Source organism: Nocardia vaccinii NBRC 15922 (genome assembly GCF_001613305.1).
GTDB lineage: Bacteria > Actinomycetota > Actinomycetes > Mycobacteriales > Mycobacteriaceae > Nocardia > Nocardia vaccinii.
Window position 1 is genome coordinate 1 of sequence record NZ_BDCC01000057.1, and the last position, 20673, is coordinate 20673.

Here is a 20673-nt window from a genome sequence, read left to right on the forward strand (position 1 = left end):
CTGTGTCTATGGCCTCCGCTTCGCTGCGGCTGTTTTCGGCGCGCTTGGTGGCTCGTCGTTCAGCCCTCGAGATTCGGCCTTCGGCCATGCGCTTCGAGGGCTGAACGACGAGCCCGCGCCGAAAACCTTGGGGTTGGCGTTGCTGAGCCTTTCGCTTCGCGGGCGATTTCCAGCGGGACGGAGACGCTTCGCCGCTGGGTGCGTGGGAGGTGGTTGGTTGTGCAGGACGAGTGGCCGTAGTCATCGGGGGTAGACGGTAGCCATCAGGGGGGCGCAGGGGCTTGCGCATCATCAGCGGCAGCGGGCTTATTCGAATCAGGTGCGCGAGCGGCCTCGTGACACAGTTGTGTGGAGACTCTCTCATTCTCGCCTCAGATAGAACGCGTTCCATTTAAGCTTGGGTACGCGTTTCGAGTCGGGAGTGGCCATGCGTACTGCGCCGCGACGTAGGTTGTCCGGATCCTTGCTGATCATGGCGATACTGACCGCATTGTGGGTGAGTGCCGCGGGAGTGGCGGCGGGAGCGCCCGCCGCGCCGGGATCCACCGCCGACTATCCCGTGGATTACGACTTCTTCTCGGGCATACCCGCCGAACTGGCGCATCCGGGCGGTTCGCTCCCGGGCTCCAACGACTGGTCGTGCCGGCCGAGCGCCGCGCATCCGGATCCGGTCGTGCTGGTGCACGGCACAGGCGGTGGGGCGCAGACCAATTGGGGCGTGTACGCGCCGCTGCTGACCGATGCGGGTTACTGCGTCTACGCGCTGACCTACGGTGCGCTCGATGTGTCCTGGCCGCTCTCGGCGATCGGCGGGATGGCCCCGATCGAGAGCAGCTCGGCGCAGCTGGCGGCCTTCGTGCACCGCGTGCTGGCGGCCACCGGCGCGGCGAAGGTGGATCTGGTGGGGCACTCGCAGGGAAATCTGGTCGGCAACTATTTCGTCAAGCGGCTCGGCGGTGCGAGCGAGGTGAACCGATTCGTCGCCATCGCCGCGCCCTGGCTGGGCACCTACGGCCCGGTGGCGGACCCGGTGCGCGCATTCGCCCGCGGGCTCGGCGCGGAGCCCGCGATGGATGCCCTGATCAGCGCGGACCTTTGCCGAGCATGCGCGGAGATGGCCGGAACCTCGGCGTTCCTGCGGTCACTCGACGCGGATGGCGTCTACCACCCGCAAGTGACCTACACGAATATCGAGACCCGCTACGACGAGGCGATCGTCCCATACGCCGTGGGCCTGGTCCCCGGGCCGCACACGACGAACATTCTGGTCCAGGACGGTTGTCCGGCCGACCACTCCGAACACGCGGGCATCGCGGGCAGCGCCCGCGCGGCGGCTTTCGCCCTGAACGCCCTGGACCCGGCCCGCCCACGACCGGTGCCCTGTCACTTCATCGCTCCCCTGACCGGTGGGTAGCTTCGGCTCGTTCCCTGTTCGCTGTCGGCATAGTTGGGGTGGAAACGAATGCGGGGACCTCCGCGTTATGCATGAATGAGTCGAGTTGTCGGCCGTTCACAATAGGGTGGACGGAAGACGCCCGCGACCCCGGCCAACTAGAGTGGAGGCCGGGGAGGCAACCCCAGGGCTTCATGGCAGGCTTGCGCGAGAGACGTCTGGAGCGCCGGATGCCGGAATGTCGGAGCAGGAGAGTGAGGGAGCGATGTTCGAGAGGTTCACCGACCGCGCGAGGCGCGTCGTTGTCCTGGCCCAGGAAGAGGCCCGGATGCTCAACCACAACTACATCGGTACCGAGCACATCCTGCTGGGTCTGATTCACGAGGGCGAGGGTGTCGCGGCCAAGTCGCTCGAGTCGCTCGGTATCTCGCTGGAGGGTGTGCGCAGCCAGGTCGAGGAGATCATCGGCCAGGGCCAGCAGGCCCCGTCCGGGCACATCCCGTTCACCCCGCGGGCCAAGAAGGTGCTGGAGCTGAGCCTGCGCGAGGCGCTGCAGCTCGGTCACAACTACATCGGCACCGAGCACATTCTGCTCGGTCTGATCCGTGAGGGCGAGGGCGTGGCCGCCCAGGTGCTGGTCAAGCTCGGCGCCGACCTGAACCGGGTGCGTCAGCAGGTCATCCAGCTGCTCTCGGGCTACCAGGGCAAGGAGCCGGTGGAATCGGGCTCGCGCGGCGAGTCGGGCACCCCGTCCACCTCGCTCGTGCTCGACCAGTTCGGCCGCAACCTGACCCAGGCCGCGCTCGAGGGCAAACTCGATCCGGTCATCGGCCGCTCGAAAGAGATCGAGCGCGTCATGCAGGTCCTGAGCCGTCGCACCAAGAACAACCCGGTGCTGATCGGCGAGCCCGGCGTCGGTAAGACCGCCGTCGTGGAGGGCCTGGCCCAGGCCATCGTCAACGGCGAGGTTCCCGAGACGCTCAAGGACAAGCAGCTGTACACCCTCGACCTGGGTTCCCTGGTCGCGGGCAGCCGCTACCGCGGTGATTTCGAGGAGCGCCTGAAGAAGGTGCTGAAGGAGATCAACACCCGCGGCGACATCATCCTGTTCATCGACGAGCTGCACACGCTGGTCGGTGCGGGCGCGGCCGAGGGCGCCATCGACGCGGCCTCGATCCTCAAGCCCAAGCTGGCCCGCGGTGAGCTGCAGACCATCGGCGCCACCACCCTCGACGAGTACCGCAAGTACATCGAGAAGGACGCCGCTCTGGAGCGCCGGTTCCAGCCGGTCCAGGTGGGCGAGCCGACCGTCGAGCACACCATCAACATCCTCAAGGGTCTGCGGGACCGGTACGAGGCGCACCACCGCGTCTCGATCACCGACTCCGCGCTGGTCGCGGCCGCGACGCTGGCCGATCGCTACATCAACGACCGGTTCCTGCCGGACAAGGCGATCGATCTGATCGACGAGGCCGGCGCCCGGATGCGCATCCGCCGCATGACCGCGCCGCCGGACCTGCGCGAATTCGACGACAAGATCGCCGATGCGCGCCGGGAGAAGGAAAGCGCGATCGACGCGCAGGACTTCGAGAAGGCGGCCCGTCTGCGGGACAAGGAAAAGCAGCTGGTCGCCAAGCGCGCCGACCGCGAAAAGCAGTGGCGCTCCGGTGATCTGGACGTCGTGGCCGAGGTCGACGACGAGCAGATCGCAGAGGTGCTGGCCAACTGGACCGGTATCCCGGTGTTCAAGCTCACCGAGGAGGAGACCACCCGTCTGCTCCGCATGGAGGACGAGCTGCACAAGCGGATCATCGGCCAGGAGGACGCCGTGAAGGCAGTCTCGAAGGCCATCCGCCGCACTCGCGCCGGTCTGAAGGACCCCAAGCGTCCCTCGGGCTCGTTCATCTTCGCCGGTCCGTCCGGTGTCGGTAAGACCGAGCTGTCCAAGGCGCTGGCGAACTTCCTGTTCGGCGAGGACGACGCGCTCATCCAGATCGACATGGGCGAGTTCCACGACCGGTTCACCGCCTCGCGGCTGTTCGGTGCCCCTCCGGGCTACGTCGGCTACGAGGAGGGCGGCCAGCTCACCGAGAAGGTGCGCCGCAAGCCGTTCTCGGTCGTGCTGTTCGACGAGATCGAGAAGGCCCACCAGGAGATCTACAACACCCTGTTGCAGGTCCTGGAGGACGGCCGCCTCACCGACGGTCAGGGCCGCACGGTCGACTTCAAGAACACCGTGCTGATCTTCACCTCGAACCTCGGTACTTCGGACATCTCGAAGGCCGTCGGCCTGGGCTTCACCCAGTCCAACAGCGAGGGCTCGAACTACGAGCGGATGAAGCTCAAGGTCAACGACGAGCTGAAGAAGCACTTCCGCCCCGAGTTCCTGAACCGCATCGACGACGTGATCGTCTTCCACCAGCTCACCACCGAGCAGATCGTGGAGATGGTGGATCTGATGATCAACCGCGTCGCCACCCAGTTGCGGAACAAGGACATGGAGATCGAGCTGTCCGATCAGGCCAAGAGCCTGCTGGCCAAGCGCGGCTTCGATCCGGTGCTGGGCGCTCGCCCGCTGCGCCGGACCATCCAGCGCGAGATCGAGGACCAGCTGTCGGAGAAGATCCTCTTCGGCGAGATCGGCCCCGGCCAGATCGTCTCGGTCGACGTCGAGGGTTGGGACGGCGAGGGCCAGGGCGAGGATGCCAAGTTCACCTTCGTCGGCCGGGCCAAGCCCGCCAAGCCCGCCGAGGAGGAGCCGGTGGCAGCGCTCGCCGGTGAGTCCTCCGCCGCGTCCGGAGAGTAGTCGGTAGTTTCGACGGCCCCTTCCCGCAGTGCCGGGAGGGGGCCGTTGCCGTGAGGCGCGAGGAAAGGCGCTCATGCTCACCGAAACCGAGAGCGCGGCATTCGTGGCGGACGGCTTCGTCGAGGTGGAGCAGGCGTTCCGCGCGAGATCGCCGACTCGGGGCGGGAGATGCTGTGGCGGACGGTGGGCCGTTACCTCGATGGTGTGCCGACTTGCGCTGTGTGGCCGGTACTCTGGTCGGTTGTCATGCGAGCGGGCCGGTCGATGTCCGGCCCTCGACTGGAAGGCCGAACCGCTGAAGGTCACCGTCAGAAATGCCAGATTTCAGCAGTGGGAGGCGTTGCTGGCGAATCGGAACAAGCGGCAGCGGGCCGGGTTGTTCCTGATTCAGGGGGTGCGGCCGATCTCGCTGGCGGCGGCGAACGGGTGGCGGTTCGAGAGTCTGTTGCGCCCGGACGGCAAGCAGTTGTCCGAATGGGCGCGCGGGATCATCGCAGGCAGCGACGCGGACGTCATCGACGTCGCGCCGGAGTTGCTGGCCGAGTTGGGAGAGCGGGGTTCGGGTGAGCCGGAGCTGATCGCGGTGGGCGTGACCCGGCCCGATGATTTCGACCGAATCGCCTGTGGGCCGGATTTTTTCGGAATCGTCTTCGATCGGCCGGTCAGTCCCGGGAACGTCGGCACGCTGATCCGATCGGCCGATGCCTTCGGTGCGTCCGCCGTCGTGGTCAGCGGTCATGCCGCGGATATCTACGATCCGAAGGCGGTGCGGGCGAGTACGGGTTCGCTGTTCGGCCTGCCGGTGGTGCGAGCCCGATCCACCGGTGAGGTCGCATCCTGGGTGCGCGATCGGCAGCGGGCGGGAATCGCGCTGCGCATCGTCGGCACCGACGAGCACGGCACCGCCGATATCGCCGACTACGACCTGACCGGACCGCTCTTGATCGTCATCGGCAACGAGACCACGGGCTTGAGCGCGGGCTGGCGTGAGGTCTGTGACGATATCGTGCGTATCCCGATCGGTGGCGGCGCGAGCAGCCTCAACGCCGCCACCGCGGGCTCGGTCCTGTTGTACGAGGCGGCCCGGCAGCGCCGCGCCGCTCAGCGATAGTGCCGCACGCCCACCGGCGGTGCCGACCCGCGAGTGCGGTCATCCGTCGGTGGTCGGCACGGACGCCCACTCCGCGGGATCGCCGGTGATGCCGCGCCGTTTCAGCGCAGACGGTCGAGAATGGGTTGGAAGGCCTCGGCCAGCGCACCCGGGACGATCACCTCATCGATGCCGTAGGCGTCACGACGGTGCTCCAGAACCGCGACGGCCTCGCCCGGGTCTGCGGGCAGGAGACCGACCGAACCCACCGCGCGCAGTTCGGCAACGGTAGGGACCTGCCAATTACCCGGCGGCGGGGCGAGCTGATCACCGATGCCGATCAGTTGCGTGGTGAATGCGACCGGACGATCGGCATTCTTCCGCACGGTGGCGACCATGTCGGCCAGTTCGCTCTCGGTGGCAGTGGGATACAGCGCGGGCAGGACACGGTCGGCGATGCGTCCCGCCGCCGCGAGCATGCGCGGTCCCGAGGCGGCGATCATGACCGGCGGCGCGGGATCGACCTCGGCGCGCACGGCCGCCACGGTCTCGATCAGATGGGCGCGGCGTCGGGATGCCGAACCACCGGGCAAGCCGAGTTTTTCCGCCTCCTGCAGTGCGTCGGGACGTCCGATGCCGATACCCAGTTCGAAGCGACCGCCGGAAAGTTGTTGCAGTGCGGCGATTTCCCGCACGGTCGTCGCAATGGTGCGCAGAGGAGCCGCGATGACGTTCGGGCGCACCCGCAGAGCGGTGGTCACCGCCGCCGCGGCCGCCAAGGCCGGGAAGGGAGATGCGGTGCGCAGCGTATCGGGCATCAGGATCGTGTGATATCCCTGTCGCTCAGCGTTTCTGGCCGTCTCCAGCCAGTCCGCCGCCGATCCCGGGGCCTGCATCGTGCCGAATCGTATGGTCATCGAACCTCCTGCGAATGGATCTCGTCGCTATCACTCAGCGCTGGGGAGCCGGTCGGTCATTCCCGCACCGGCGCGTCACTACTGCCAGCCCGGGCGGACCAAGCCCGACTCGTACGCCATCACGACCAGCTGAGTACGGTCGCGTGCGCTGAGTTTCAACAGGATTCGGCTGACATGTGTGCGGGCGGTCGCGGGGCTCATGAACAGGCGTTCGGCGATCTCGGCATTGGTCAGGCCCTCGGCGACGAGGGTCATCACCTCGCGTTCGCGATCGGTCAGTTCGGTGAGTTCGGCCGCGGGCGCGGGCTTGGCGCGTGCGGCGAATTCGGCTACCAGCCGGCGAGTCACGCTGGGGGACAACAGCGCATCGCCCGCGGCCACCACGCGAACCGCCCGGACCAGATCGGCCGGTTCGGTATGCTTGACAAGGAAACCCGTTGCGCCCGAACGCATTGCCTCGAAGACGTACTCGTCGAGTTCGAAGGTGGTCAGCACCACCACCTTCACCGCACCCAGGGCGGGATCGGCCGCGATCGCGCGGGTGGCGGCCAGGCCGTCCAGCACCGGCATCCGAATGTCCATCAGCACGACGTCGGGCGTGAGTTCTCTGGACATCCGCACAGCCTGTTCGCCGTTGTCGGCCTCGCCCACGACGGAGATACCCTCCTGTGCGCCGAGCAGGGCTACGAACCCGCCGCGCACCAGCGCCTGATCGTCGGCCACCAGAACTCGGATACCGTCTCGTGCGGGGGTCATCGGGGCTCCTGGGGGATCGGAAGGCGTGCGGTGACGCGAAATCCGCCGCTGGGCAACGGGGTCGCGGCCAGTTCGCCGTTGAGCGCGTGCGCTCGTTCGCGCATGCCCGGGATACCGTTTCCGCCCGGGGTCGTGGATGGTTGTGGAGTATTCGCGGGTCCGGTGTTCTCGACGGTGAGCCGCAGCTCGTCCGGGGAATAGACCACGCCGACAACGGCACTCGCGCCCGGAGCGTGCCGCAGCACATTGGTCAGCGATTCCCGCACGATCCGGGCGGCGGCCACATCCAGTACGGCGGGCAGCCGCACGGGATCGCCGGACACCTCGGCTCGAACCGTCAGGCCCGCCGCGCGAGCGGGCTCGATCAACGCGTCCAGATCGCCGACGCGCACGGCCGGACTCTTCGGCGCCGCAACGGTTTCCGTGCCGGCCCGAATGGATCGCAGCAGTGCGTGCACCTCGCCGAGTGCGTCGCGGCTGGCGGACTTGATGGCGGCCAACGCCGTCGCGGCTTGTTCGGGTTTGCGATCGAGTAGTTCCAATGCCACCGAGGATTGCACATTGATGAGTGAAAGACTGTGCGCGAGAACGTCGTGCAGCTCGCGCGCGATCGCGAGACGTTCCTCGCTGGCGCGCTGTTCGCGCTGGGCCTGCTCGCGTGCCCGCTCGGCCCGCTCGTTGCGCTGCGCGGCCTCGGCCCGCTGTCGCCGCGCGATCAGCACCGCACGCCGTTGCCGCATGCCCTCGGCCAGCGCCACCAGCACCGACAGCCAGGCGAACAGCCCGATGATCTGCCAGTAATTGATCGGATGCCCCCGGATGAACGGCGCGGGCCACACCATCAGCAGATAACCCAGCGGCACGATCGAATATGTGTACCAGCGCGAGCCGCGTCGAGCCGCGGACAGGAACGCGATCGCCAGCGCGATGAAGATCGGGCCGTACCCGTATCCCAGCAGCAGGTAGGCCAGCGTGACGACCAGCACCGCGTACAGCACCGCCCGCGGATACGCGCGCCGAGCCAGCAGCAGCGCGGGCCCGGCCAGCAACAGCGCATACCCGAGGACATCGAGCTGCCTCGCGCCGGTCTCGTGCCAATGCGCATTCGCCCTGGCCCCCGCCCCCGCCTGGACAACGGCGGCGATCAGCGCCGGCAACAGAACCCTGCCACTCGGCCGCATGCGCGCATCCACAGTCGAACCGTAGCCCCGCCGCACCGGTTCCGGACGCCTCGCGCGGTGAATTACGTCCAGATACGTATGTCCGGATCCACCGGTTGGGAGCGCCGGATATTGCCGACTCCGGCTCACTTTCGGTGGTGCCCGGGGCGTCCTCGTTGATTCCGGCGCGCACATCGAGGCGATGGTCGTGCTGGGCGAGGCGCGAATTCCATGGCCAGGAACATGTTTCGGCTTGTTATCGATGCGTGCACGGACGGAGAGTGTGTGGCCGCGAGTCGCCGGAAGCCCGTTGCGTGGCTGTGGTTCCGGCTGGGCCCGGGAACGGCGTGCGGTCCTGCATGTTACGGGTACGGCCGGTAGTGCGATGAATCTGATCGAGGGGCCAGCGATCTGGCCCGATATCGAAGGAGGCGGTATGAGGCGAGTTCGGGTGGCGGCCCTGGTCGCGGTGGTCGGTGCTGCGGTAACCGCGGGTGTGCTGGAGGCTGGTGCGGCCAATGCGCAGAATGTCGATCCAGCGCCATATGTGGTCGGCAATAGTGTGTATTTCAACACCAACGGGCTCAACTGTTCCATCGGGCCGGACGGATCGGCCGGATGTGATGTGGCGCCGCCGCAGCTGATGATGTCGGTGTCGTTCGGCGGGATGCGCGGGCCGGGGCTGCCGTGGCCCTACGTTCCCGCTGTGGTGGTGGACAACTCGGGACTGCCGGCGCATCCCGATTGGACCGGCGGCAACCGGCACACGCTGCCGGGCGGCAATCCGCCGCTGGTCGGCCAGCCGCGGAATCCGCCCACCATCACCTGGAACGGCACCACCTGCTTCGGCAGCTATTCGGTCCAGATGGGCTGCTTCGACAACGCCAACGGCCACGGCTTCTACGCGGGCGGCGGGCAGAGCAACGGCTTCTGATTTCCGGCGGACGGCCCGGCCTGTGACAGGACCGGGCCGCTCCGGTCGTCAGGACACCGGCCGCGGGTGAATGCGTCCGATCGCGGCGGGCAGCGTGTGGTGGATTACGTCCGGATGCGTACGCCGGGTCACGCTCGTCGGCGGATGTGCCGGGCCAGGTCGCGGGCGGATTCTCGATGGCATGAACGAATCGGATTCCGTAGCGGTTGTGCATACCGAGGCGCTGACCAAACGCTACGGCGCGCACACCGCCGTCGATGCCGTGGGCATGACCGTCGAGGCTGGGCAGATCTACGGCTTCCTCGGGCCGAACGGCGCCGGGAAAACCACCACGCTGCGCATGCTGGTGGGTCTCATCCGGCCGAGTTCGGGCCGTGCGACCGTCCTGGGGCGGCAGCCCGGCGATCCCGCGGCGCTGCGCCGGATCGGAGTGTTGATCGAGGGGCCGGGCTTCTTCCCGTACCTGTCCGGCCGGGACAACCTGCGGGTGCTGGCGCATTATCGGGGCCGCACCCGGGACGACGCCGAGGAGGCGCTCGACCGGGTCGGACTGGCCGCCCGCGGCAACGACCGGTTCCGGGCCTACTCGCTGGGGATGAAACAGCGCCTCGGGGTCGCCGCGGCCCTGCTGGGACACCCGGATCTGCTGATCCTCGACGAACCCACCAACGGGCTCGATCCGGCGGGAATGGCCGAGATGCGTGAGCTCATCACCGGATTGGCCGCCGAAGGGCACACCGTCGTGCTGTCCTCGCACCTGCTCAGCGAAGTGCAGGAGATCTGCGACCGCGTCGGCGTCATCTCGCGGGGCCGTCTGCTCACCGAATCGACGGTGAGCGAATTACGCGGCACGGCAACGCTTTTCCTGCGAGCCGAACCGGTGGAACTGGCCTTCCCGGCGGTCCGTGCCGCGCTGGGCGGTCGAACCGCACTGCTGACCACCGGCGGTATCAGAGTCGATGCCGGAGTGGCAATGGCGCCCGAGGTGGCACGTGCGGTTGTCGAGGCGGGTGCCGACCTGCTGGAACTGCGCAGCGACGAGCGTTCGCTGGAAGAGGTCTTCTTCGAGATGACGAAGCTGGAGCAGGTGTCGTGACCAGGAATGGAGAATCTGTCATGAGGGACCTGATCGCTTGTACCCGAGGCGAATTCGCCCGCCTGTGCCGATGGCCGGCGTTCTGGATCATCCTGGGCACCTGGATCGTGCTCAACCTCGTATTCGCCTATCTGTTCAACTATCTCGCCTATGTCACCGGCTCGTCGATGCGCATGTCCAACGGGCAGCCTCGGGCGATCCTGTTGCAGCAGATGCTCCCCGCCGCGGTACCCGAGGTGTTCACGCAGGGTATGGCCATGTTCGGGGGTGCGTTGATGCTGGTGCTGGGCGCGTTGGTGACCGGAGGCGGATATGGTTGGGGCACTTGGAAGACCGTCTTCACCCAGGGGCCGTCGCGCACTCGGGTGGCGGGCGGGACGGTGCTGGCCCTGGCCGTGGTGGTCGTCGCGCTGGTCCTGAGCGTGTTCGCGGTCGACACCGGGGTGGCCGCGATCATCGGCACGGTGCAGCATCAATCCCTCGCGCTGCCGGGGGCCGGGCGGTCGCTGCTCGGAATCCTCACAGGCGCGGCAATTCTCGGGATGTGGACGCTGGCGGGCGCAATGATCGGCGTGCTCGCTCGCGGTCCCGCCCTCGCGGTCGGCCTGGGGCTGGTGTGGGTGCTGGTGGTGGAGAATCTGCTGCGCGGCGTCGCGTCGATCTTCTCGCCGATCCGGGCGATCACCGACCATCTGCCCGGCACCGCGGCGGGTTCGCTGGCGGGTGCGATGCGCACGATCTCCGGGGAGTCGACCCCGGGTGTGCTCGACATCCTCTCGCGCCCCGCATCTTTCGTGGTCCTCGCGGTCTACATCGTCGGCTTCGCGGTCGCGACGGTGTGGTTGCTGCACCGCCGCGACATGGCTTGAGCCGCAGCCGTCGTCGACTCCCGGATAACGCCGAACTCCGAGTAACGTCGACCCCGGACAACGTCAACCCCACGTTCGCGGCGCGGCTTGCCGCCCGGACGCGTGGCGGGTGCCAGGAATGAGTGCCCGGCACGCGTACAGCGCCGCAAACCCGCCCGAGCGGGCGAGGGCCGAAGATACGGAAAGGACCGTGATGCCAACACGTAGCGCGCACACCGCATGGACCGGAGGTCTGCAGGACGGCTCGGGCCGGGTCGAGCTGGCCAGCTCGGGAGTCGGCACGTTCGACGTCTCGTTCCCTAAGCGCACCGCCGACACCGCCGAGGGCACGACCAGCCCGGAGGAGTTGATCGCGGCGGCGCATTCGTCCTGCTACGCGATGGCCCTGTCCGCGGAGATCGGCAACGCGGGCGGCAGCGTGCAGAGCCTGGACGTCAACGCGGATGTGACACTCGGACCGGATCCGGCGGGTGGTTTCCGCCTCAGCGGCATCAAGCTGACCGTCCGGGGTCGCGTCTCCGGTATCGACGCCGCGGGCGCGCAGAAGGCGGCCGAGGCCGCCAAGGCCGGCTGCCCGATCAGCAAGGCGCTGGCCGGTGTCGAGAACATCGAACTGGATGCCGCCTTCGAAGCCTGATCCCGGCGGGTGGCGGTTCGGGTTCCCGGTCGTGCGAGTGCCGCCGGGAACCCGGTCACGCCGCTGATCGGCGCGTTGTCGAATTATTCGGATTTGGCCGTCACGTCGAGCACGACCTCGAACTCCAGCAGCGAGGCGCCGGTGGCGACCGCCTTGCGCGACGGATCGCCCGCATGCGCGGCTTTGGCCGGACCGTCTCGCCACGCCTCGAAGGATTCGTTCGAATCCCATTGCGTGACAACAAAGTACCGGTTATCTCCGGCGACCGGCCGGAGCAGCTGGAAGCCGAGGAAGCCCGGCGAATTCTCCACCGCATGCGCCCGGTTGGCGAATCGCTTCTCCAATTCGGGCCCCGCACCCTCGGGCACCTCGATTGCATTGATTTTCACCACAACAGCCATGGGTGCCAGGTTAGCGGTGGCACGTCGGCCTCCGAACCCGGGCACACCTTTCCAGGCGGAGGGCCACGAAATGTGTGGATGGGGCTCGGGACTCACGACGCGAGCTCACGGTCCAGCACAGGGTCACGACAATTCCCGAGCCACTTCGGCATGCAGGTCCAGCAGATCCGGGATCTGTTCGGCGGGCCGCCGACCGAATCCGCATTCGGTAGCGATGCCGAATCCGTCGACGACCTGCCGGGCGGCCGCGATGCGACGCAAGGCGCCGTCGCGGCCGTCGGTGGCGTGCACCAGTCCCAGATACAGCCGAGTCGCCGCCGGCAGGCGCAGCTCGGCCAGCGGTGCGAAGTAGGCGCGGTCCGCCCGCGGGCGCGGCACCGGCATGTGGAGCCAGTCGACCGGTCGCGACAGCGCCGCCAGCACACCCGAGGCCACCGCCACCATGCGCTCGGTATCGGCCGGCTCGGCGAAATGGCGATGCCCGAAATCGCCATAGCACAGGTGGTATCCGAGCTCGATGCCCTCGGGCACGGCCGCACCGAGCCGCGTCAGCCGGGTGACGATCTCGGTCAGCCGAGTACCGTCGTCGGAGCCGAACCACGAGGGGAACACACCCGTGAAGATCGCGAATTCGACGGGGCAGTCCCACTGCACCGCGAGGTCGGCGTGCGGAATCTCCGCGGCGATCCGGGCGAGTTCGGCGAGCAGAGCCGCTTCGTAGCGCTGTTCGAGAACGTCCTGGGGATCGCCGACGAATGCGCCGACCACCGAGATCGGCGTCGGCAGGCACACCTGGAACCGCACACTCGCCTCGATGTCGCCCCGCTCGCGTAGCTTGCGGAAGATTCGCCAGGACTCGAGTGCGGCGTCCGCATAGCCCAGTGCTCCGAAATCGATCGAGGCGGGATCCACACCGGGTTTCGGCCGCACCCGTTCACTAGGCCCGTATTCCGGACTCGGCGGCGGCACCGTCTCCAGGTCCGGATGCGCGGCCATGCGCGGCAGCTGCCAGACCGTGAAATTGTCCCGCTCACCGGTCTCACCGTCGGGAATGCGGCCGAGCCACGGCCCCAGCCGCCGCGCGGCCTCACTGAATACCGCCTCCGCATTCGGCAGGGGCACACTTCCGCACAGATGGACATCGCCGCGGGTCATCGCGAACTCCTAACGTTCCCGGCTGATCGAGGTCCGGGCGCGAAATTCGTGGATTCGGACGGCTCGATCGACGCGATGAGAGTAGAACCTGCCGCCGCCCCCGCGATTCCCACGCGCGAGAAACCCGCGTGGAGTCAATAGTGGCTGTCGGCGTTGCCGATCAGTACGGCCGGAAGTCCGCGCTGCATTTCAACTCGCAGGATCCAGCTCCACGCGCACGATCGCACTGTCCGGCCACAAGACCTTCGCTCGAGTTCGTCGCAGCTTCTCGCGCGTGCTCAGCTCCCGGTGCACGTTCACCACGCCGGGGATACGGATCATCGGGACGACGTTCCACTGCCAGCCGTACCGCTCCCGCAGCGCCCGGTTCGCGGCCTCCGCGTCCTCCCCGGAGAGGATCGTCGCGCATCCCGTCACCGCCAGGTGATCGCCGGTGATCCGGCCGCGGTAGTCGCAGGGCCGCAGCTCGACGCGCGGGGAGTTGGCCAGTCGCCGGGTCTTCGGGCCGATCTTGGTTCGGAACAGGAGGATGCTGCCGTCCAGCCGGAACCAGATCGGCGTGTCGACCGCGGTGCCGTCGCGCCGATAGCTGCGCAGGAGCGCGTAATGGGACCGGGCCAGATCGGGGTACGGGATCGACATGCCGATATTCGACAACTTCGAGCCGACTGGAAGTCAAGCCCGATTTCGAGCCATGATCGATGACATGACCGCACCGCTGTCCATCGGTGAGGTCGCTCGGCGCTCCGGTGTCGCGGCGACGACACTGCGCTACTACGAGGACCGCGGGCTGTTGCGGCCGCCGAACCGCGTCGGCGGGCGCCGGCGTTACGACGAGTCCGTGTTGATCAGGCTGCGGGCCATCGAGATCTGCAAGGCCGCCGGATTCGGTCTCGACGAGATCGCCGTGCTGCTGGCGGACGAGATGCCCGGCCGCCTCGCGACCCGCGCGCTGGCCGCGGCGAAGCTGGCGGACATCGATGCGCGCATGGCTGACCTCGCACAGGCTCGGGCCCTCATCGAATGGGGTCTGCGCTGCACCTGCCCCTCCCTCGAGACCTGCACCTGCGGTGTCCACCCCCCGCTGGGAGCCGGAATCTCCGGACAGCCGACTCCGTCCGATAGCCTCCGACACGGTAAGGGTCGGAACGACTCCCGTTGACGCACCGTTGCGATCCGGTTGGGGTTCCAACTGGTCGGCCATGACCGGATCAGGTGGTAGAACGACGAGCGTCCCTGAGAATCAGCGCCGCAGCACCTGCCGCCCGATGGCCCACTTGTGCACCTCGGTGGGCCCGTCGTAGAGGCGGAAGGCGCGCATATCGCGGAAGATCATCTCCACCACCGTCTCGTCGCTGATACCGATGCCGCCGAGGACCTGGACGCAGCGGTCCGCGACCTTGAAAAGCTCTTCGGACACACTGGCTTTGGCGATCGAGCTCTCGTGCCGGGCCTTGTGGCCGTTGTCCATCAGCCAGCAGGCGTGCCAGATCGTCAAGCGGCACTGGTGTAGCGCGATCTCGTTGTCCGCCAACAGGAATGACACGCCCTCATGCTCACCGATGGGCTTACCGAACGCGGTGCGGGTGCGCGCGTGTTCGACCGCGATGCTATGCGCCCGCTCGGCCGCGCCGAGCCAGCGCATACAGTGCGTGAGGCGGGCCGGAGCCAGCCGCAGCTGTGCGTACCGCAGCGCCTGACCGGTTTCGCCGAGTACGGATTCCCTTGGCAGCGTGAGGTTCTCGAACCGGACCACACCGTGCCCGCCGACGTAGTTGCGGTCCATGGTGTTCATCGTGCGCTCGATGACGATGCCGCCGGCATGGAGCGCAGCGCCGCCCTCGGCGAGGAACAGCGTCGGCCCCTCGGGCAGGTGCGGATTGGCCTCCAGCCGGGCCATGATGATCCACGTCTCGGCGCCGTCCGCGCCGGTGATGAGCCATTTGCGGCCGTTGATGGTGAAGTTCTCGCCGTCGAACGTGGCGGTCGTGGCCAGCTGACCCGGATCCGATCCGGCCCCGCCCGGCTCGGTCATCGCGAAGACCGAACGCTGATGTCCGGTGATCACCGGCATCAGGTACCGGTCGATCTGCCGCGGGTCGGCGACCTTGGACAGCAGGAACATATTGCCCTCGTCGGGCGCCGCGCAGTTCATCGCGACCGGCCCGAGCGTGGACCAGCCCGCCGCCTCGTACAACACGGCCTGCTCCACATGGGTGAGCCCGCGCCCGCCCAGCTCGACCGGGGCCTGCACGGTCAGCAATTTCTCCGCCCGCGCCAGCTCGACCAATTCCTGGCGCAGCTCGTCGCTCGGCCCGTGCGAGGTCAACCGGGGATCGCGCTCGTACGGAACGATCTTGTCGATGACGAACTGCCGCACCCGATCGCGTTCGGCGGCGAGGTCGGCGGGAATCGAGAAATCGATCATCTGGTCACCTTCGTTCGTTGGCCTGCGACGAGCATACGATGCATCTCGACATGGACTGACGGCAGACGCCCTCAAATACCTCGGCGAGTATTGCCGCACGTCACGGTCCCGGGATCTCGCCGCCGAGTTCGGTTCGCCGGTCTCGAGTTCAGCGTGCGGGACGTGCGCGGGCCGGCCTCCGGCCGGGTGCGGCCGTCGGCGGATCAGCCGAGGACCTCGGACAGGAAGCCGGTGACCTCGGTGCGGTAGGCGGCGGGCTGATCGTCGTGGACGAGATGGCCCGCATCGGAGATCAGGACGTGGCGGGCGTTCGGATGGTCGGCGGCCATGCGACGCATCTGACCGGGCGGAGTGATGGTGTGCTCGCCCTCGATCAGCAGGGCGGGGGCGCGCACGGCGTGCCACTGCGACCAGAAGTCCCGGGTGCCCCACTCCTCGGAGATATCGCGGAAGGTCGCTACCGCACCGTGCAATCGGTAGCCATCGGCACCGCGGGTGAAGGCCCGCAGGAAGTAATGCCCGGCCACCGGACCGAAGAAGTCCAGCATCGCGTCCTCGTCGGGGAAGGGCTGCGGCCAGGCTTCGATCATCCGCGCCCAGTCCCGGGCGGTGCGGCCGCGGAAATCCGGGGCCATATCCTCGACCACCAGCGCACGCACCCGCTCCGGATGCGTCGCGGCGAACATCCACCCGTGCAGCCCGCCCATCGAGTGACCGATCACCACCATCGGCTCGGTGATCTCCGCGGTGGCGGCGGCCAGATCCGCGACGAATGCCTCGGTGGTCAACTCCGGCGGTGCGGGCCGACCGTGTCCGGCGGCGTCGAACGTGTACAGCCGCCCGAACGGGCGCAGCCAGTCCACGTGCGCACGCCACGTCCGCGCGCTGCCCATCAGCCCGTGCAGCAGCAGAATCGGCACACCTGTGCCACCCTCGTCGATCAGCATCGGCTCCGACCATACGGCGAACCTCGACGAGTGCGTCGGCCGGTGCTTCGCTCCGGAGACCCCGCGGCTTCCGATAGCCCGAGGCTGTGGCGGTCGGCATCGGTTCGCCGCTTCGATGGACCGAGCTGGTCCCGCCGGGAGTGTGCGTGTCCTGAATGCGCACGGCCCCCCTGATGCCCGGCAGCGGTGTCCTAGGATGTTGTCGCACGCATGAGCTGGTCCGGCGGATCGGTTTCGTGCCGGAGGTACGCAGCACGTCCGGTCGGCAATGCGCCGTGTAACACCGAGTCGTGCGGGAAAGATTGCGGTCGGTAAGCCTGCGACGGTCGTGTCGCAACGGGTTCGCCCGCCCCGGAAGGACATTGCATGAGTTCGGAACTGCACGTCGATGTTTCCGGCGGCGTCGCGGTACTCACGCTCAACCGTCCCGCTCAGCAGAACGCGCTGACCCCGGCGTTGACGGAGGAACTCGGCGCGGCCCTGCGCCGCTGCGATGTCGAGGACGCGATTCGCGCGGTCGTGCTCACCGGGACGCCACCGGCCTTCTGCGCGGGCGCGGACCTGTCCCACCGGGTCGGCGATGTCAGCGCCACCCTCGATCCGCCGCCCTGGCGGGTGCGCAAACCGGTGATCGCGGCGGTGAACGGCCACGCGGTCGGCATCGGCCTGGCGCTCGCGCTGCAATGCGACCTGCGGTACCTGGCCCGCGACGCGGTGTACGGCCTAAATCAGGTCCGTCGCGCGGTGCTTGCCGACGGCTACGCGCACTGGATGCTGCCCCGGCTGGCCGGAATGGCCAATGCCGCCGACATCATGCTCACCGGCCGCACCTTCGACGGTGACGAGGCCAAGGCCATGGGCTTGGCCAACAGCTGCCTGCACGCATCCGAGGTGCTGCCGACCGCGATGGCCGTCGCACACGACATCGCGGGCGGATCCGCGCCGCTTCCCGTGGCGTTGTCCAAACGGCTGCTATGGGAGAGCCTGGGGATGACGCAGGAGGCGGTCGGCCGGATGGAGACCGAGCTGAACGGCTACGTCGCGCAGAGTATCGACGGCGGGGAGGGGATGGCCGCATTCCGCGACCGCCGCCCGCCCCGCTGGACCGGCAGCATCACCGACGAATGGCCGGCTTGGGAGATGCTGTCCGAGCCCGAACGCCCCGGGCTGGACTGAGAGCCTGCTCGGTCAGGCACGTCCACCGATGACCATCAGCAGGAAGACGATGGCCACCAGAACCATCAGCACCGTTCCGACGACGCCGAGGACGTACCCGGTCAGCACCTGCGAGCGGCCGCCGAGCGTGCCGCCGGATCGCTCGATCTGATCCAACGCCTGCTTGCCCAACGCCCATGCCACCGGACCCAGTGCGCCACAACAGAATATGCTCAGGGCGCCGAGCAGTAGCACTGTCGTCGCGTGCGGATGCTCGACGGGCTGACCGATCGGCTGATCGGGCAGCTCTCCCCCCCAGTAGGGAGGCTCATTCCACATGGCCACCGGTCAAGTCTACGGTGACGCGGGCCATTTCATCGTCCGGACGCGCGCCAATTCACATCGGCCGACGCGATCACGAGGCAGAATTCGCCTCCTGGACGGGCGGATTCGCTCGTCAGGACCGGCGCTGACGTGCGATGTCGGCCAGTACGACACCCGCCGCGACCGAGGCGTTCAGCGATTCGACCGGTCCGGCCATCGGAATGCTCAGGATCTCGTCACAGGTCTCGCGCACCAGCCGGGACAGGCCCTTGCCCTCCGAGCCGACCACCACGACTGTCGGTGCGGTGCCGTCGAATTCGTCCAGGACGGTGTCTCCGCCCGCGTCCAGGCCGACGATCTGCACGCCGGTCGAGGCCCAATCCTTCAGTGTGCGAGTCAGATTCGTCGCGCGCGCGACGGGCAGCCGGGCTGCGGCGCCGGCGCTGGTGCGCCAGGCCACCGCCGTGACGCTCGCGCTGCGCCGCTGCGGGATCACCACGCCGTGACCGCCGAAGGCCGCGACCGAACGGATCACCGCGCCGAGATTGCGCGGATCGGAGATGTTGTCCAACGCCACCAGCAACGCGGGTTCGCCCGAGCCATTGGCGGATTGGAGCAGGTCGTCCGGGTGAACGTACCGGTAGGGCGGCACCTGCAGGGCCACGCCCTGATGTAATCCGTTGGTGCTCATGCGATCCAGGTCGGTGCGCGGCACCTCCAAGATCGAGATTCCGGCGTCGGCGGCGAGTTTCACCGAGGCGGTGAGCCGTTCGTCGTTCTCGGTGCCCACCGCGACGTACAGCGCGGTCGCCGGGACGCCGGCGCGCAGGCATTCCACCACCGGATTGCGGCCGAGCACCAGTTCGGGTGCGTCGGCGTTGCGGCGTCCGGCGACCCGGCCGCCGGAGGAGGGGCCGCCGCGAGTCTTGGCCGCGGCCTTGGCCGCCGCGGCCGCGCGTTTGGCCGCGGGGTGGTATTTGCGTTCGGTCGCGGGCGGGGTCGCGCCCCGCCCTTCGAGGCCGCGACGACGCTTACCGCCGGACCCGACGACCTGTCCCTTCTTGCTGCCGCCCTTGCGCACCGCGCCACGCCGTTGCGAATTGCCTGCCATCAGTTCGTCTTTCGTGTCATCGGTGATATCAGCGACCACTCCGGGCCGTCGGGTGTGTCGGTGACCTCGACCCCTGCCTCGTGCAGTCGATCGCGCACCGCATCGGCCTCGGCCCAATCCTTCGCGGCGCGAGCCCGCTGGCGGCGGTCGAGTTCGGCGCGCACCAGAACGTCCAGCGCGTCGTTCGCCGCGGACGAATCCTGCGGCCCGGACCAGTGCGGATCCAGTGGATCCACACCCAGGATGCCGAGCATCGCACGCACCTGTCCGGCCGCCTCGCGGGCGGTATCGGCCGCACCGGATTCGAGCGCCTTGTTGCCCTCGTGCACGACGCGGTGAATTTCGGCCAGTGCCTTGGGAATTCCGAGATTGTCGTCCAGCGCCTCGGCGAACGCGTCGGTCCACTTGCCGACCGGAACATCGCCCAGCCGCTCGGTCGCCCGGCGCACGAATGCCTCGAGTCGCTGATAGGTCTGGGCCGCATCGCGCAGCGCCTGATCGGAGTACTCCAGCATCGAGCTGTAGTGCGCGCTGCCCAGGTAGAACCGAAGTTCCACGGCCCGAACATGTTCCAGCACATTCGGCACGGCCAGAGTGTTGCCCAGCGACTTGGACATCTTCTCCCCGCCCAGGGTCACCCAGCCGTTGTGCAACCAGTACCGCGCGAAACCGTCACCGGCGGCACGGGATTGGGCGATTTCGTTCTCGTGGTGCGGGAACACCAGATCCATACCGCCGCAATGGATATCGAATTCCGGGCCGAGATAGAACCCGGCCATCGCCGAGCATTCCAGATGCCAGCCGGGGCGACCCGGACCCCACGGCGAGGGCCAGGTCGGCTCGCCGGGTTTGGCGGCCTTCCAGAGCGTGAAGTCGCGCGGATCGCGTTTGCCCTCACCCGCGCTCTCACCCTGATGTACGTCGTCGAGTTTGTGGCCGGACAACGCCCCGTATTCGGGATAGCTGCACACATCGAAGTAGACGTTCCCGGACGAGGCGTATGCGTGACCGCGTTCGATCAACCGCTCCATCATCTCGACCATCTGGGTGATGTGCCCGGTCGCGCGCGGTTCCACCGACGGCGGCAGCACGCCGAGCGCGGCATAGGCGCGGTCGAAGACGCGCTCGTGCGTGGCGGCCCACTCCCACCAGGGGCGGCCCGCGGCGGCGGCCTTGTTCAGGATCTTGTCGTCGATATCGGTGACATTTCGCACGAACGCGACGTCGTAACCGCCCGCGAGCAGCCATCGGCGCAGGACGTCGAACGCGACGCCGCTGCGGACGTGTCCGATATGTGGCTCGCCCTGCACCGTGGCGCCACACAGGTATATCGACGCTCGGCCGGGGACCAGAGGCGTGAAATCACGCAGGGTCCGCGTCGCGGTGTCGAACAGGCGCAGAGTCACGACCAGCCATCCTACTGTCGGGAATTTTGCATAAGGTACAGGGCGGGCGCCGGGTGGGGGGTATCCGGCAGCTCAGGTGTGCGAGGGA

Annotated in this window: 20 protein-coding genes; 9 read left to right on the forward strand and 11 right to left on the reverse strand. The window is 68.0% G+C overall.

The window, feature by feature from the left end; genetic code table 11:
* Positions 1-472 precede the first annotated feature (472 nt).
* The 3 genes from NV1_RS30035 to NV1_RS30045 all read left to right on the forward strand — a co-directional run bounded on the left by NV1_RS30035 (position 473) and on the right by NV1_RS30045 (position 5310).
* Positions 473-1414 (forward strand): esterase/lipase family protein, encoded by a 942-nt coding sequence (locus NV1_RS30035; RefSeq protein ID WP_084525941.1) that lies wholly within the window; start codon positions 473-475, stop codon positions 1412-1414.
* Between the two features lie 244 nt (positions 1415-1658).
* Positions 1659-4199: an ATP-dependent Clp protease ATP-binding subunit gene (locus tag NV1_RS30040; RefSeq protein WP_067898969.1), complete on the forward strand. Its 2541-nt coding sequence runs from the start codon at positions 1659-1661 to the stop codon at positions 4197-4199.
* A 241-nt stretch (positions 4200-4440) separates the two neighbouring features.
* A complete protein-coding gene (locus NV1_RS30045) occupies positions 4441-5310 on the forward strand; it encodes a TrmH family RNA methyltransferase (RefSeq protein ID WP_245713996.1) in 870 nt (289 codons plus the stop codon).
* A 101-nt stretch (positions 5311-5411) separates the two neighbouring features.
* Here NV1_RS30045 and NV1_RS30050 read toward each other — a convergent pair whose 3' ends face one another.
* The 3 genes from NV1_RS30050 to NV1_RS30060 all read right to left on the reverse strand — a co-directional run bounded on the left by NV1_RS30050 (position 5412) and on the right by NV1_RS30060 (position 8155).
* Complete coding sequence (locus NV1_RS30050) at positions 5412-6206, reverse strand: LLM class flavin-dependent oxidoreductase (protein WP_067898971.1); 795 nt, start codon at positions 6204-6206, stop codon at positions 5412-5414.
* A 78-nt stretch (positions 6207-6284) separates the two neighbouring features.
* Positions 6285-6962 carry a response regulator transcription factor gene (locus NV1_RS30055; RefSeq protein WP_067898974.1) on the reverse strand — a complete coding sequence of 226 codons (678 nt, stop codon included), beginning with the start codon at positions 6960-6962 and terminating at the stop codon, positions 6285-6287.
* The gene (locus NV1_RS30060) at positions 6959-8155 is read right to left on the reverse strand and encodes a sensor histidine kinase (RefSeq protein WP_067898976.1); all 1197 of its coding nucleotides are present in this window, start codon (positions 8153-8155) and stop codon (positions 6959-6961) included. The genes NV1_RS30055 and NV1_RS30060 overlap by 4 nt, the downstream gene beginning before the upstream one ends.
* Positions 8156-8558: 403 nt before the next feature.
* Here NV1_RS30060 and NV1_RS30065 point away from each other — a divergent pair, with 403 nt between their 5' ends.
* From NV1_RS30065 to NV1_RS30080, 4 genes are all read left to right on the forward strand, one after another.
* On the forward strand, positions 8559-9056 hold the full coding sequence (locus tag NV1_RS30065; RefSeq protein WP_157117454.1) for a hypothetical protein: 498 nt from the start codon (positions 8559-8561) through the stop codon (positions 9054-9056).
* 181 nt (positions 9057-9237) lie between these two features.
* Complete coding sequence (locus NV1_RS30070) at positions 9238-10152, forward strand: ABC transporter ATP-binding protein (protein WP_067898983.1); 915 nt, start codon at positions 9238-9240, stop codon at positions 10150-10152.
* A 20-nt stretch (positions 10153-10172) separates the two neighbouring features.
* Positions 10173-11021, forward strand: coding sequence for an ABC transporter permease subunit (locus NV1_RS30075; RefSeq protein ID WP_067898987.1), 849 nt, complete (start codon positions 10173-10175; stop codon positions 11019-11021).
* Between the two features lie 193 nt (positions 11022-11214).
* Positions 11215-11658: an OsmC family peroxiredoxin gene (locus NV1_RS30080; protein ID WP_067898990.1), complete on the forward strand. Its 444-nt coding sequence runs from the start codon at positions 11215-11217 to the stop codon at positions 11656-11658.
* Positions 11659-11741: 83 nt separating this feature from the next.
* Here the strand turns inward: NV1_RS30080 and mhuD are convergent, their stop codons facing one another.
* The 3 genes from mhuD to NV1_RS30095 all read right to left on the reverse strand — a co-directional run bounded on the left by mhuD (position 11742) and on the right by NV1_RS30095 (position 13856).
* The gene (gene mhuD / locus NV1_RS30085; RefSeq protein ID WP_067898993.1) at positions 11742-12059 is read right to left on the reverse strand and encodes a mycobilin-forming heme oxygenase MhuD; all 318 of its coding nucleotides are present in this window, start codon (positions 12057-12059) and stop codon (positions 11742-11744) included.
* A 123-nt stretch (positions 12060-12182) separates the two neighbouring features.
* Positions 12183-13214, reverse strand: coding sequence for a uroporphyrinogen decarboxylase/cobalamine-independent methonine synthase family protein (locus NV1_RS30090; protein WP_067898996.1), 1032 nt, complete (start codon positions 13212-13214; stop codon positions 12183-12185).
* 189 nt (positions 13215-13403) lie between these two features.
* Positions 13404-13856 carry a PPOX class F420-dependent oxidoreductase gene (locus NV1_RS30095; RefSeq protein ID WP_067899000.1) on the reverse strand — a complete coding sequence of 151 codons (453 nt, stop codon included), beginning with the start codon at positions 13854-13856 and terminating at the stop codon, positions 13404-13406.
* Positions 13857-13920: 64 nt separating this feature from the next.
* Between NV1_RS30095 and NV1_RS30100 the strand changes: the two genes are divergently transcribed.
* Positions 13921-14376 carry a MerR family transcriptional regulator gene (locus tag NV1_RS30100; RefSeq protein ID WP_067899094.1) on the forward strand — a complete coding sequence of 152 codons (456 nt, stop codon included), beginning with the start codon at positions 13921-13923 and terminating at the stop codon, positions 14374-14376.
* An 81-nt stretch (positions 14377-14457) separates the two neighbouring features.
* Here NV1_RS30100 and NV1_RS30105 read toward each other — a convergent pair whose 3' ends face one another.
* Both NV1_RS30105 and NV1_RS30110 read right to left on the reverse strand, forming a co-directional pair.
* Positions 14458-15642 carry an acyl-CoA dehydrogenase family protein gene (locus NV1_RS30105; protein ID WP_067899003.1) on the reverse strand — a complete coding sequence of 395 codons (1185 nt, stop codon included), beginning with the start codon at positions 15640-15642 and terminating at the stop codon, positions 14458-14460.
* A 203-nt stretch (positions 15643-15845) separates the two neighbouring features.
* Positions 15846-16589, reverse strand: coding sequence for an alpha/beta fold hydrolase (locus NV1_RS30110; protein ID WP_067899006.1), 744 nt, complete (start codon positions 16587-16589; stop codon positions 15846-15848).
* 366 nt (positions 16590-16955) lie between these two features.
* On the opposite strand from NV1_RS30110, the gene NV1_RS30115 reads away from it, so the two are divergent.
* On the forward strand, positions 16956-17765 hold the full coding sequence (locus tag NV1_RS30115; RefSeq protein WP_067899009.1) for an enoyl-CoA hydratase/isomerase family protein: 810 nt from the start codon (positions 16956-16958) through the stop codon (positions 17763-17765).
* Positions 17766-17777: 12 nt separating this feature from the next.
* Here NV1_RS30115 and NV1_RS30120 read toward each other — a convergent pair whose 3' ends face one another.
* The 3 genes from NV1_RS30120 to cysS form a co-directional block, all read right to left on the reverse strand.
* Positions 17778-18083, reverse strand: coding sequence for a DUF4190 domain-containing protein (locus tag NV1_RS30120; RefSeq protein ID WP_067899012.1), 306 nt, complete (start codon positions 18081-18083; stop codon positions 17778-17780).
* A gap of 118 nt (positions 18084-18201) precedes the next feature.
* Positions 18202-19179, reverse strand: coding sequence for a 23S rRNA (guanosine(2251)-2'-O)-methyltransferase RlmB (gene rlmB / locus NV1_RS30125; protein ID WP_067899015.1), 978 nt, complete (start codon positions 19177-19179; stop codon positions 18202-18204).
* The gene (cysS, locus tag NV1_RS30130) at positions 19179-20585 is read right to left on the reverse strand and encodes a cysteine--tRNA ligase (protein ID WP_067899018.1); all 1407 of its coding nucleotides are present in this window, start codon (positions 20583-20585) and stop codon (positions 19179-19181) included. Before cysS ends, rlmB begins: the two co-directional genes overlap by 1 nt.
* Positions 20586-20673: the final 88 nt, after the last annotated feature.